The sequence below is a fragment of the Streptomyces sp. NPDC051020 genome, from assembly GCF_040683105.1.
In the GTDB taxonomy this organism is placed as follows: Bacteria; Actinomycetota; Actinomycetes; order Streptomycetales; family Streptomycetaceae; genus Streptomyces.
In genome coordinates this window covers 1-12,191 of record NZ_JBFBCG010000123.1, presented here as the reverse complement: position 1 = coordinate 12,191, position 12,191 = coordinate 1, and the positions used below count along the sequence as shown (strand labels likewise).

General features: G+C 69.0%; 14 protein-coding genes and 3 pseudogenes. 3 read left to right on the top strand and 14 right to left on the bottom strand.

What is annotated here, in order from left to right:
• Window positions 1-245: 245 nt before the first annotated feature.
• The 6 genes from AB0N06_RS35540 to AB0N06_RS35515 form a co-directional block, all read right to left on the bottom strand.
• Window positions 246-548, bottom strand: a complete 303-nt coding sequence (locus AB0N06_RS35540) for a YciI family protein (RefSeq protein WP_366138823.1) — start codon at window positions 546-548, stop codon at window positions 246-248.
• A 283-nt stretch (window positions 549-831) separates the two neighbouring features.
• Window positions 832-975, bottom strand: coding sequence for a hypothetical protein (locus tag AB0N06_RS35535; RefSeq protein ID WP_366138822.1), 144 nt, complete (start codon window positions 973-975; stop codon window positions 832-834).
• A 466-nt stretch (window positions 976-1,441) separates the two neighbouring features.
• Window positions 1,442-1,813 carry a hypothetical protein gene (locus AB0N06_RS35530; RefSeq protein WP_366138821.1) on the bottom strand — a complete coding sequence of 124 codons (372 nt, stop codon included), beginning with the start codon at window positions 1,811-1,813 and terminating at the stop codon, window positions 1,442-1,444.
• 127 nt (window positions 1,814-1,940) lie between these two features.
• On the bottom strand, window positions 1,941-2,426 hold the full coding sequence (locus AB0N06_RS35525; protein ID WP_366138820.1) for an ester cyclase: 486 nt from the start codon (window positions 2,424-2,426) through the stop codon (window positions 1,941-1,943).
• A gap of 73 nt (window positions 2,427-2,499) precedes the next feature.
• The gene (locus AB0N06_RS35520) at window positions 2,500-3,063 is read right to left on the bottom strand and encodes an ester cyclase (protein ID WP_366138819.1); all 564 of its coding nucleotides are present in this window, start codon (window positions 3,061-3,063) and stop codon (window positions 2,500-2,502) included.
• 37 nt (window positions 3,064-3,100) lie between these two features.
• On the bottom strand, window positions 3,101-3,661 hold the full coding sequence (locus AB0N06_RS35515) for an NAD(P)H-dependent oxidoreductase (RefSeq protein WP_366138818.1): 561 nt from the start codon (window positions 3,659-3,661) through the stop codon (window positions 3,101-3,103).
• A gap of 190 nt (window positions 3,662-3,851) precedes the next feature.
• On the opposite strand from AB0N06_RS35515, the gene AB0N06_RS35510 reads away from it, so the two are divergent.
• Window positions 3,852-4,325 (top strand): MarR family transcriptional regulator, encoded by a 474-nt coding sequence (locus AB0N06_RS35510; RefSeq protein WP_366138817.1) that lies wholly within the window; start codon window positions 3,852-3,854, stop codon window positions 4,323-4,325.
• A gap of 44 nt (window positions 4,326-4,369) precedes the next feature.
• Here AB0N06_RS35510 and AB0N06_RS35505 read toward each other — a convergent pair whose 3' ends face one another.
• From AB0N06_RS35505 to AB0N06_RS35495, 3 genes and pseudogenes are all read right to left on the bottom strand, one after another.
• A complete protein-coding gene (locus AB0N06_RS35505; RefSeq protein ID WP_366138816.1) occupies window positions 4,370-5,134 on the bottom strand; it encodes an SDR family NAD(P)-dependent oxidoreductase in 765 nt (254 codons plus the stop codon).
• A 530-nt stretch (window positions 5,135-5,664) separates the two neighbouring features.
• A pseudogene (locus AB0N06_RS35500) lies at window positions 5,665-5,840 on the bottom strand (SDR family NAD(P)-dependent oxidoreductase); the annotation flags it as partial.
• A 19-nt stretch (window positions 5,841-5,859) separates the two neighbouring features.
• Window positions 5,860-6,942, bottom strand: coding sequence for an aldo/keto reductase (locus AB0N06_RS35495; RefSeq protein WP_366138815.1), 1,083 nt, complete (start codon window positions 6,940-6,942; stop codon window positions 5,860-5,862).
• Window positions 6,943-7,058: 116 nt separating this feature from the next.
• On the opposite strand from AB0N06_RS35495, the gene AB0N06_RS35490 reads away from it, so the two are divergent.
• Window positions 7,059-8,024 (top strand): AraC family transcriptional regulator, encoded by a 966-nt coding sequence (locus AB0N06_RS35490; protein ID WP_366138814.1) that lies wholly within the window; start codon window positions 7,059-7,061, stop codon window positions 8,022-8,024.
• Window positions 8,025-8,109: 85 nt separating this feature from the next.
• A pseudogene (locus tag AB0N06_RS35485) lies at window positions 8,110-8,370 on the top strand (Tn3 family transposase); the annotation flags it as partial.
• 160 nt (window positions 8,371-8,530) lie between these two features.
• Here the strand turns inward: AB0N06_RS35485 and AB0N06_RS35480 are convergent.
• From AB0N06_RS35480 to AB0N06_RS35460, 5 genes and pseudogenes are all read right to left on the bottom strand, one after another.
• Entirely contained in the window at window positions 8,531-8,905 is a 375-nt protein-coding gene (locus tag AB0N06_RS35480; protein ID WP_366138813.1) for a nuclear transport factor 2 family protein, read from the bottom strand.
• A gap of 40 nt (window positions 8,906-8,945) precedes the next feature.
• A complete protein-coding gene (locus AB0N06_RS35475; RefSeq protein WP_366138812.1) occupies window positions 8,946-9,662 on the bottom strand; it encodes an SDR family oxidoreductase in 717 nt (238 codons plus the stop codon).
• Window positions 9,663-9,849: 187 nt separating this feature from the next.
• Window positions 9,850-10,791 (bottom strand): LysR family transcriptional regulator, encoded by a 942-nt coding sequence (locus AB0N06_RS35470; RefSeq protein ID WP_366138811.1) that lies wholly within the window; start codon window positions 10,789-10,791, stop codon window positions 9,850-9,852.
• Between the two features lie 192 nt (window positions 10,792-10,983).
• Window positions 10,984-11,241: pseudogene (locus tag AB0N06_RS35465) on the bottom strand (IS701 family transposase); the annotation flags it as partial.
• 74 nt (window positions 11,242-11,315) lie between these two features.
• Window positions 11,316-12,107, bottom strand: a complete 792-nt coding sequence (locus AB0N06_RS35460) for a group II intron maturase-specific domain-containing protein (protein ID WP_366138810.1) — start codon at window positions 12,105-12,107, stop codon at window positions 11,316-11,318.
• Window positions 12,108-12,191: the final 84 nt, after the last annotated feature.

The following is a 12,191-nucleotide window of genomic DNA, read 5'->3' as shown; positions in this document are numbered from 1 at the left end:
ACGCGCTCCACGAACCGATCCCCACCTCCTTCGACGGCAGCACGCCGCCTGCCCGGACCCTGCAGGAGATCAAGCGGCGAGCCTTCGCCTCGGCGATGCTCGTGGCCCCCTACACACGCCACTGACGCAAGATCCATGTCCACGGACAATAGGACGTCCGGGGGAGCGGTCAGTTGATCTCCCTGTGTGCAAACAGCTGATCACCTTGTGTGGTATGACTTTTCGCCCCTCGAACGGGGGCTGGTTCAGCTCTCCGGCGTCAGCACGCCGACGAGGTCGGGGTGTACTCGGCCGGGGGTGATGGTCGTGATGGTGTACTCCGCGACGCCACCGGTGACGAACGGGTCCTGCGCGGTGATCTCCTCGATCGTGGTCCGGTCGACGCCGTGGGCGAGGATGGCGCCGCCGGTCGAGGTCGGGTCGGTCTGGCCGGAGACCAGGAACGTTCCGTTGCCGTGGTGCCGGTCGAGGTAGGCGACGTGGGCCTTGATGAAGGGCTCAGCGGCCTGCTCCGAGACGGTGTAGCGGAGCAACAACAGGTGCAGCATGGCGTCTTCCTCGATCTTCCTGGTGGTGATGACCGACGCATCATGGCACCTGGCGATCGGCGGGGTTCTGGCCGAGCGGGCAAAGGGGCAGAGGTGGCATGAGTGTCGTACGGTTTCATCTCCAGGGCTCTTCCCGTCCTGCATCCGACATGGGTCGCACCTTCGAATGTAGGCGGAAGAGCCCTTCTTTCAGGGGGAGTTGGGCGAAACGCCTGTCCGGCGGCGGGCGACCGTGAACAGTCCCGGGGTGTCCTCCTCCAGCCAGCCCGCTCCACCAGCCGCTTCAGCTGCGACTGCCCTCGATCTTCCCCGTCTCGGCCGGAAGCCCGACCCTCGGCACGATCTGCTTGGCGCGGACCGGCCCTGGTGCATCCGCCACCACCTCCACGATGTCCCGGTACACCGACGACAGCAGGTCTGATCCCACGCGACCCGGCGCCCGCCGACCCGCTCCACCTCAGCGGTCAGGTGCAGGTCCATCTCGGCCTCCAGGGCGGACTGCATCAGGTGCTGGGCGAGTTTCGGCGGCAGACCGCCCTCACCCATCAGCCGCAGCCCGCCCTCGCGGACCCGATCCGTGGCCAGCGCGGCAAGGTGGTCCAGCAACTGGGGCTGAGCCCGTGCGGCGAAACGATCGCGTTCCTCGCGCTGTCACCGTCGAGGGCCGTGCTGGCCGGGTCAACCGACACGCCGTCAGCCCTCCCGACCAGGCGACACTTGTCGTGCCCATCAGGTGTCTCCCTTGTTCAGGCTTCCGCCTAATTCACGGCACCCCCGGTGTACGTCGGGTGCACATCGGGGTGAAGCCGGCTCACGCCGGTGGTGGCGCGAGTCAGGGGGCCGACGGCAGACGACGAACGGCCGGACTGGGGGCGGTGCTTGGCGGGGGTGGTTCAGGAGCTGACGCGGAAGCTGTGCGTGGCCGACGCTGGCCAGGTGTGCATGCCCCCCGCCGGTTCGGTAAGGCCGTAGCCGGTGCAGTCGGCGGTGGCGAAGTGGAGGAGCTTCTTCGAGGTGGCGTTGATGTCGCCGTGGGCGCCGAACGGAAGGGTGACGCAGTCGGTACCCAGGCTTTCGCCCCGGTACCAGACCGTCGCTCCCTCGAACGAGGCCGATTCGTAGACGCAGACGGCGCCCGTCTCGCACGCGGGTTCACCGTTGTGGCGCGTGGTGGGCCCGTACGCCGATGCCGGCCCGGCGAACAGCCCGACGGTGAGGACGGCGGTGGCGGCTGCGAGAGCGGCGGAGAGCTGACGGATACGCATGGATGGCCTCCGTGGTGATGAGTAGGAATACTCGCTGAGGGGTGGGAACGCGTGCTGGTGGTGGGGACGGTTGCCTGGGTGGCGCCGTCCAGGGTGGACGGCGCCCACCGGTGATCGTGCTGCGGCGCTACGCGGCCAGCTTCTGGAGGAAGGCCGTGAAGTCCGCGTCGGACCAGTGCTCGATGATCTTCTGCTGCTCGACCCGGTCGAAAGTGGTCGCGGTGAAGGACGCGTACCGTCCGGACGCGGGGATATCGAGGAACTGTCCTGTGTGGTGTCCGCCCAGGAGCCAGCGGGTCGCCACCTTGTCGCCCTCGGCGAGCTGGTCGAACACCGTGATGGTGAGGTCGTCGAACGCCGCGACCAGCTTGCTGTCGAACTCCAGCCAGGACTGCCGGTCGAAGCCGGGGACGTGCATCACGGCGTCCGGGTGGATGTAGCGGTCCCAGGACGTCGGAAGGTCTCGCAGGCCGTAACTCTCGTAGAACGCCTTCACCATGCCCTTCGCCGGTCCGCCGTTCGCGGCGAAGGACGGGCTCCCGGACGCGAGCGCCAGGGCGCTCCCGGCGAGAGCGCCGCCGACCACCCTGCGTCGGCTGATGGACTCCCTCATGTGTTGCCTCCCGGTCAGTTCTTCGAGGACGTCCTGCGCTTTCCCCGCACAGGACTTGGTGGATGGCGGCGTGTCAGGGAGTCTCGCCGCGGAGTATCTGGAGGAACCTGCCGAAGTTGCCCTCCGACCAGTGCTCGACGGACTGGCCGTCCATCACACGGTCGATGGAGATGCCGCTGAGGTGGACCTCGCGGCCGGACGGGGGGATTCCCAGGATTGTCCCTGTGTGGACGCCGCCGAGGCTCCAGCGGGTGACGACCTTGGTGCCCTCCGCGATCTGGTCGAGCACGTCCAGGCGGTAGCCGGTGAGCGATGCCTTCAGTTCGAGGTCGCCCGTGACCCAGGCCGAGCGTTCGTTGGGGCCGTCGAAACCGTGGAGCACGAGGTCCTTCGAGATGTACCGCTCGAAGCCGGCGGCCAGGTCCCCGTTGTAGCTGGCGTAGAACGCCGCGACGACCTGTCGCGGCGAGAGGCGAGAGCCGGACGAGGCACCGTGTGATCCCTGGCTCTGCGCCTCGGCCGGGGCGGCGACGGTGGCGAGGGCCGCGGCGGTACCGAGGCCGGTGATGGCGCCGATCGCCCTGCGCCTGCTCGGCGTGGGGGCGGATGCGGCCTCGGGAGGTTTCTTGGAGGTCATGCGGAACTCCTGGTGGACGAGTCGTCGGGGCGCGCGGTCAGTTGGTGCGCAGCGGGGCTAGGGCGTCGGTCCAGGCGATGACCTGGTCGAGCGTGGCGGTGAGGGCGTCGCGCTGGGCGTCGATGGGCTTGAAGGTGCTGAAGTTCTCGAAGTCGTTGAAGAGGGAGAGGGCGACTTGGGAGCGCACGTCGGCCATCTGGAGTTCGCCGGCGATCAGGCGCAGGTGCTCCACGGCGCGGGTGCCGCCGGTCGCGCCGTAGCTGACGAAGCCGACGGCCTTGTTGGTCCACTCGGCGTAGAGGAAGTCGATGGCGTTCTTCAGCGCTCCGGGCACCGAGCGGTTGTACTCGGGTGTGACGATCACGAAGCCGTCGAAGGAGGCGATCTTGTCCGCCCAGGACTGGGTGTGCGGCTGGGCGTACCGGCCCATCGACGGCGGGTACGCCTCGTCGAGCAGCGGGAGCTTGAAGTCCAGCAGGTCGACGAGCTCGAACTCGGCGTCGGTGCGCCGGGCGGCGTTCTCGTGCACCCAGTGGGCGACGGCCTCGCCGTTCCGTCCCGGGCGGGTGCTTCCGAGGATGATGCCGATCTTGGTCATGGTGGCCCTCTCCGTTCTTCCTGAACAGCCCCGACCGATGCTTGCTCGGTCAAGTAACTGCTTGACGGGTGAAGTACATATGAGAACTGCTTGACATGTCAAGGAGTGGCGGGCGTGGGCGTGGGAGTGCGGGAACGAGGTCGACGCACAGCTCGAGCTCCTTGACCCGTCAAGGAGCTACAGTGAGGGAATGCCCTCCGACCAGCAGTCATCGAAGCCCCTCGACCCGAGCGAGGAGGCGTTCGTACGTGAGCTGAGCCGCGTCATGCTGGCGCTGCCACGTGCGGTCGACACCGACATCGTGCGCGGAGCAGGGCTGCCGCTCTCCGAGTACACGCCCCTAATGCACCTGTCCGAGGCGCCGGGGAAGGCGATACGGATGAGCGAGCTCGCCGCCGCCTGCAACCTCTCCCTGAGCGGGATGACCCGCGTCGTCACCCGGCTGGAGAAGCAGGGCTGGGTCGAGCGCGCCAAGTGCGCCCAGGACGGGCGCGGCTGGAACGCCGTCCTGACCGACGCCGGGCTCGCCCGGCTCGAACAGGCCTGGCCGGTGTTCTTGGTCAGCGTGCGACGACACCTCGTCGACCACTTCCGTCGTCAGGACCTCACCCAACTCACGGCCATACTCCAGCACGTCGCGACGTCCGAAGGCGAAGCACGCTGATTCCCGGCTCGTCCGGCCGAAGCCGGAGCCGCGAGCGCAGTCTGCTACCAGGTCTGCTCGCTGGCGCGCACGAGGATCTCGTTGACGGCCACCCGGCGGTCCCGAGTAACGATGTAGGAGACCGCGTCGGCGATGTCCTCGGGGCGCAGCAACTCCATGCCCTCGATCTGGCGCTCGATCGCCTGCCGCACCCCGTCGCGGAGGTGCGTGCTCAGCTCGGTGTCCACGGTTCCGGGCTCGACCACGCTCACCCGAACGCGCTTCTGCATGACCTCCTGCCGCAAGGCCTCGGTGAATCCGTTGACGCCGAACTTCGTCAGGTTGTAGACGGCCGTCCCGGGCCGGGCGACCCGGCCCGCGGTGGAACTGATGTTGACCAGGTCCGCGACCCCTCGCGGGGAGTCCTCGGCGGCGCGCAGCAGGCGCGGCAGCGCGGCGTGGGTGATGTACAGCAGCCCCTGGACATTGACCTCGACCATGCGCTCCCATTCCTCGAGCGGCGAGTCCAGAGCCTGCCCGACACCCATGAAGCCGGCGTTGTTGACGACCGTGTCCAGGCGGCCCAGCTCGGCCACCACGCTCTCCACCGCCACCGCAGCCTGCTGCTGGTTGGTGATGTCGGCCTCGACCACGAAGGCGGTCCCGCCCTCGGCCCGGACCTTGTCCGCCAACTGCTGCAGCCGCTCATGCCGCCGTCCGAGGACGGCAACGGCCGCGCCCTCCGCGGCAAGGCTGCGCGCGGTCGCCTCGCCGATGCCGCTGCTGGCACCGGTCACCAGCGCCACCGTGTTCTGCAGTCGTCCGGTCATGTTGCCATCCTCCATGTGTCGTGTTCGCGGCCGACGGACCTGTGAGGAGGGCCCAAGCGCGGTCCCCCTGTTTCCGCCGTACCGCGTGCAGCGGGAAGGGCTCTGGCGCGGGCCCATCGGATCTCGGCCCGTAACTGGGCGGCCTGGCGCGCAGGGTTGCCCCTGGTCCTTTGCGGCCGCCGTTGTGCGGGCGAGAGCGTGTGGGTGCCGTACCGGTTCAGTGGGTGTGCTGCAAGCAGTTCGATGATCGAGTTGGGCCGTTACGGCACCGCGTAGCCGCCGTCGATGGGAGTTGCGACACCGGTGATGGACGCCGCGTTGTCCGAGGAGAGCCAGACGATGAGGGACTCCAGGGGTTCCATGTTCGGGTCCATCGTCGCGATCACGGGTCTCGACCAGCCCGGGGCAAACGGCGTTTGATGCGGATGCCGTGCGGTGCGGCTCGAGCGCCGAGCTCTTGGTCATGGCGATCTCGGCGGCCTCGACCGCGGCCTCCGCCTGGGACTCTTGGGCCATGTCTGTCACAACGTGGCGGCAAAGCCGCCGGCGGACTCGATCAGGCGGACGGTCTCCTTGAGGGGCTGCGCGGTGCGGCCTGCCACGGTCACCAGCGCGCCCTCGGCCGCGAAGGCCAGGGCCGTCGCCCGTCCGATGCCGGATCCGCCACCGGTGACGAGGCGGTCTTGCCTGCGAACTGCTGTGTCATCTCGGTCTCTTCGGTTCGGTCAGTAGCGGGTGGGGGTGGCCTGGAGCAGGGGGGAGGCGATGGTGTGCCGGCCGTCGACGGTCGCGCCGGCGAACGCGAGCATCGCGGCGAGCGTCCGGTTGTTCTCAGCGGGGAAGTTGAGGGTAGGAGCGGAGACGTCGTCGAGGATTGCGCGCTGGGCGTCGGTGAGGGTGACGGCGAAGGCGTCGAGGTTGGCCGTCAGCTGTGCCAGCCGCCGGGCCCCCACCAGGGTCGAGGTGATGCCGGGGCGGCTGTGTACCCAGTTCAGGGCGACCGCGGCCGGGCTGGCACCGGCCTCGGCGGCGATTTCGTTGAGCGCGTCGATGACGACGTAGTCGCTCTGGCTCGGAGTGCCGACCATGGCCGAGCGTGTGGTGTCGACCGGTCCGGTACGGGTGCTGGAGTACTTGCCGGACAGAAAGCCGCTCTTGAGTGGGCTCCACGGCAGCACGCCCATGCCCTTGGCCTGGGCCAACGGGATCAGCTCGCCCTCCGAGGTGCGCTCCAGCATGGAGTACTCCAGCTGCAGGGCGATGATGGGCGCCCAGCCGCGCAGCTGCGCGAGGGTGGCCGCCTCTGCGGTTCTCCACGCCGGCACGTCGGAGAATCCGATGTAGCGGACCTTGCCGCCGGCCACCAGGTCGTCCAGGGTCCGCATGGTCTCCTCGACCGGCGTCGCGGGATCGAAGTTGTGCAGCCAGTAGATGTCGACGTAGTCCGTCTTCAGGCGCCGCAGCGAGTTCTCGAGCTGTTGCACGATCCCCTTACGGCCGGCCCCGCCGCCGTTGGGGTCCTTCTCGTGGAGGTTGCCGAAGAACTTCGTGCCGATCACGACACGGTCGCGCAACGAGCCCTTCCCGGCGAAGTAGTCGCCGATGATCTTCTCGGAGTGTCCGTTGGTGTAGATGTTGGCCGTGTCGATGGAGTTGCCACCGCGCTCCAGGTAGGCCGCGAGGATGTCCTTCGACTCGTCCGGGCTGGTTCCCCAGCCGTGGTCCTCGCCGAAGGTCATGGTGCCGAGAGTGAACGGACTGATCCTCAGCCCCGAGCGGCCGAGCGTGACGTACGAGTCAAGCGACATGATGCGATTCCGATGGGTCGGATGAGGGAATGGGCGGGGCGGATCGGCCCCGCCGCCGGGTACCTCCATCCCACCACCGCACCCCATGGCAGCCCTAGGCCATTCCACTCAGATCAATGCACGATCCGCTCAGGTTCGCCGGGATCGTCTTCCGTTCTGGCGCAGGCGCGTGGTGGGATGAGGAGGTGGACAAGCTCGACGAACTGCGCGCACAGATCACCCGGCTCGCGCGACGTAACGCTCCCCCGGTCTGGATCGACGGAGTGCAGGTGCTCGCCACGGACCGGGTGACCGAGCCGCTTGGCACAGTCACTGAGCCGTGTCTGGCCCTGGTCGCTCAGGGGGCGAAACGGTCCGTCCTTGGAGAGCGGATCTTCGACTACCGGGCCGGGCAGTACCTCGTGGTGACCCTCGATCTCCCCCTGACGTCGCAAATCACACACGCGGAGGCGGCCGAGCCCTTCCTCGCCCTCGGGCTTCCGCTCAAGCCCGCGGTCATCGCGCAACTGCTGCTCGACGCCGGCACCGGTGGCGGCACGGGGAGAGGGGGCAGTGGCGTGGCCATCGCCACGAGCGAGGCCGGCGATGATCTGCTCGACGCAGTCGTGCGGCGGCTCCGCCTCGTCGGTAATCCCCTCGACCAGCGCGTCCTCGCACCGGCGATCGAGCGTGAGATCCACTGGCGCCTTTTGACTGGCCCCCAGGCAGCCACCGTCCGAGAAATCGGACTCGCCGACAGCAGGCTTTCCCTCATTGCCCGCGCCATCAGCTGGCTCCAGGCACGCTACGCCGAGGTCATCCGCATCGACGACCTGGCCGCCGAGGTCGGACTGAGTGTCTCCTCACTCAACCGGCACTTCCGCGCCGTCACAGCCATGAGCCCCCTGCAGTACCAAAAGCAGCTCCGCCTCCAGAAGGCCCGTATCCAGCTCATCGCCAACCCCCACGACATCGCCGCGATCGGGCACGCCGTCGGCTACGACAGCCCGTCCCAGTTCAGCCGCGAATATAAGCGCATGTTCGGCGCCCCGCCCGGCCAGGACGCGGCCAGGCTGCAGAGCGCAGTGCTCCCCGCGGGATGAGCACAGCCGCACGTCTCGTGATCGTCTGTGGTGGGCTCGACAACTACCGTGCAAAGCTGCTCGCCGTCGGCCCCCGCACGGCGACGGCGCGCTCGGCCTGGTCCTCAACGCCGTCGTGCTCTGGACCACCCGGTACCTCGACGCCGCCGTCGGCCAGCTCCGCGCCGAGGGCCACGAGATCCCGGGCGAGGACATCGCCCGCCTCTGCCCGCTCAAGCACAAGAACCTCAACGTGCTCGGCCGCTACAGCTTCACCGCGTCCACCCCGGCCGGCGGCGGCCTCAGGCCGCTGCGCGCCCCGGACGCACCCGGGCTCGACGAGGACGACGGCGGCATCGGAGACTGACCGCGGCCGGGCGGCATGCGGGGCGGGTCATGATGATCGCAGCGTTTTCACTGGTCACAGACCCGAAGCGGGTACCGGCATCGGGGACGTCCGTGATGCCTTCGCGTACCGGCTCGGGCCCCGACGGCCAGGGTGGGGCCCGTGCGGCTGTGGGTGGTGGTCACTCCAGGTGGGAGACCTGGTAGTGGGCGATGGCCCAGCCGTGGTCCATCTGCTGGAGGAGGATACCGAGGTTGACGGTGAGGGTGGGGCGGTCGGTGAAGGAGAAGTCGACGCTCAGGTAGCCGAGGATCAGACTGTCGGCCGGGCGGCGGGTTTCCAGGATGCGGTAGTGGGCGGTCAGGCCGAGGGGCTGTGCGTCGTAGTAGGCGGCGATGCCGGGGCGGCCGACGGTGTAGGGGTGCAGGCCCTGGAAGACGGCGTCCTGGGTGAAGTGGGCGGCGACCTGGTCGGGCTGGTGCTGGTCGACGGCGTCCTTCCAGCCGTCGAGGACGCTGCGCAGGATCTTCTCGTCGTCCGTGGTGGTGTGGCGCATGGCGGTTCTCCCAGAGGTCGGGTGGGACGGGGTGTCGGGTTCAGTGGCCGGCGCTCATGCCGCCGTCGACGTGGAGGATCTCGCCGGTGACGAACGGCGCGTTCTCCAGGTAGAGGACGGCGTCGACGATGTCGGAGATCTCGCCCATGCGGCCGACGGGGTGCAGGCCGGCGAGGAACTGGTGGGTCTCCTCGGCGTGCATCGGGGTCCGGATGGTGCCGGGGGAGACGGCGTTGGCCCGGATGCCGCGGGTGGCGTACTCGATGGCGAGGGACTGGGTGGCGGACTGCAGGCCACCCTTGGTCAGCGACGCGAGTACGGAGGGGACCCGGGCGTCGGCGTTGTCGACCAGGCTGGTGGTGACGTTGACGATGTGCCCGCCGCCCTGGGCGAGCATCTGACCGACGGCGAGCTGGGTGAGGCGGAAGAACCCGGTCAGGTTCACGCCGAGCACGGCGGCGTAGTCCTCCGGGGTGTAGTCCGTGAACGGCTTGGCGACGAAGACGCCGGCGTTGTTGACCAGGGTGTCGATCCGGCCGAAGCGCTCGACCGCGGCGGAGACCAGGCGGTCGGCGGTGGCCGGGTCGGCGATGTCCCCGGGGACGGTCAGCACGCCCGCGTCGTCGGCGGGGGCGATGGTGCGCGAGGTGGCGACGACGGCGTGACCGAGCTTGCGGTAGGCGTCGACCAGGCCAGCGCCGATGCCCTGCGAGGCTCCGGTGATGACGGCAACCTTCTGCTCATTGAGCATGCCCATGACACTTCTCCTGGAGTGCGGGCGAGCACGGGTACGCGCTCGCTGGGGTGGGGTTCCTCGACCTCGGCTCCGGCCGCCGGTCGACTCCTCGACAGTAGGCAGCACGTCCCGCGCCGGGCAACGCCGAACCGGCCCCGGCCCGGGACCGGGTTCCTCCCTGCTGGAAGACCCTGCCTCCCAGCGCTGGTCAGAGCCCCCGGCCGGACTCCGGCCGGTACGGGTCGCCTGCCGGCAGCCACACCTCCGGTTCTTGCAGTCCGAGGTCACCGACCCCGTCGCACAGTGCGTCGGCCACCGCGAGTACCCCGGAGCGCTCCTCGTCCGCGCGCCGCACCAGCGACCACGTCCAGTACACCCGCGGTTCCGTCACCGGGCGCTGGGCCAGGTCGGGCGGCAGTACGGCGGTCTGCCCCTTGGGAGAGTTCAGGACCGGGCGTCCGAGACGGCGGACGTGGTCGAAGAACGCGGGGCCGGTCACCCCACCGTCCGAGATCCGCTCCACCCGGGCACCCGTGTCCCGGGACAGCTCCTGTGCGTAGTCGTTCCACGACGACCAGGAAGTGGCGTCCCCGTCCAGCAGCACGACGGCGTCCTGGGCGCGCACCGGACCGGTCCCGGCCCCCGGGGACACCGCGTAGAGGCGGTCCGCGCCGACCAGATACGCCGTCAGGCCGAGGCGCTCCAGGTCCTCCTGGCGCACCCAGCACACGGCGAGGTCGAGGCTGCCGTCGGCGACCCGGGACGCCTGGGTGTGGGACGGCGCGACCCACGCGTCCACATGCACCCGGGCCACCCCCGCCGTGCGGGCGGCGAGGCCGGGCGGCAGCCAGTTGACGTAGCCGAGGCGGACCGGCTGCGAACCCGACAGCCGCCCCGCCCTCACCTTGAGGTCATCGGCCCGCTCCAGCAGGGACCGCACGTGCGGCAGCAGCGCCGTACCCGCCGCGGTGAGCACGACCGAACGCCGGTCCCGGTCGAACAGGACCACCCCGAGATCGCGTTCGAGCGCCTTGATCTGCTGAGACAGCGACGGGCCGGCGATCAGCAGCCGGGCCGCCGCCCGGCCGAAGTTCAGCTCCTCGGCGACCGCGACGAAATACCGCAACTGGCGAAGCTCCACGCCCCGCATGTTAGCTCCGGCTAGTACTCCAGCAGGATTTCCCTGTCTGAGCTGCGGGTTTCGCTGGACGGCTGGAGTGTAGCGGGCTGGTGGATGGTCAGGGACGGTCTCACGGAGACCGCCCCTCGAACGTGTGCCGCCGCCTCTGGTAGTGGCAGGAGCGTGCGACTGCTTGGCGTCGTCGGCGCCAACTCGACCAGCTCATCGCGTGGCGTCGTCCTCGGTGTCCACGCACGTGCGGGGGCTGGGGACGGCAAGCTGCCAGGAGTCGCCGAACCTCCGCCACTGTGACCTCGATGGCCCCGGCTGTCTCGCCGGTTGCGCCCCCTTTTACCTGGCCTGGTGGGTTGTGGCCGCCAAAAAGGCGTGCGCGAGCATGGCGAGGGTGATGTGCCGGTACCAACCCGGGTAACGGCGGACTTCGTACTGGTCCAGGCCGCACTCGTTCTTCGCGGCCTGGTCGGGTAGCGGGGACGCATTGCTGCGTCCCCGCCCCCTCAGAACCGTGCGGGCCCGTTGTCCGAGCACACGGCTCAAGCAAGCCCTGTTGGCTCGCAGGCTGGCAGAGGTGCCGGCTTGTGTTTGCGACGTCGTTCGGCCCAGTAGTCGGTGAGGGCGGGGTCGTCCACGGATGCCGAGCCCCTGACCATCTGGTGCCGGACGATCTTCGTCCAGGAGAACTTGGCGAGGTAGCGGCCGCTGTCGCGGTCGCCGAAGACCCACCTGTCCCGCCTGGCCTTGTTGAACGCGCCGAAGTAGCGGGCCACGACCCAGTGCTTCGACTTGTTCGGGTGCGTGTGGGTCGTCCACTTGTAGAAAAACTTCCACACGTAGGCGTCCAGCGCGTGGAACACGCGGCTGGACACCGCACTCCGATAGTAGGCCGCCCAGCCCCGGATGATCGGGTTGAGCTTGTGGATCACCGCCTGGGCGTTGGCCCCTCGCAGGGCGTCGACCTCGGCGGCCAGCCTCTTCCGGATTCGTCGCACGGCTGCCGTGCTCGGCTTGATCAGCAGCACCGTCCCGCCGCGGTAGCGGCGGATGTTGAAGCCCAGGAAGTCACAGCCCTCGTCGAGGTGGACGATGCTCGTCTTGTCCTCATTGAAGACCAGCCCCCTGGGTCTCAGCCAGGTGCCCAGTCGCGCCTGGACCTGTTCGGCCTCGGCCCTGGAGTGGGCGAAGGCGAGCAGGTCGTCGGCGTATCTGATCAGCACCGGGGAGCCCGGAACGGTTTCACCGGCGTGTGTCCCGCCGGTGTAGTAGCGGACTCCAGCAGCCTTCTCCATCCCGTGAAGGGCGATGTTGAGCAAGAGGGGACTGATCACGCCCCCAACGCAATGGGTAACTCAGGCATGAGTCACCCTCCGTAGCGTCTTGATCTTGGTGTTGGTCGTCGGTGGTGCGCTCAC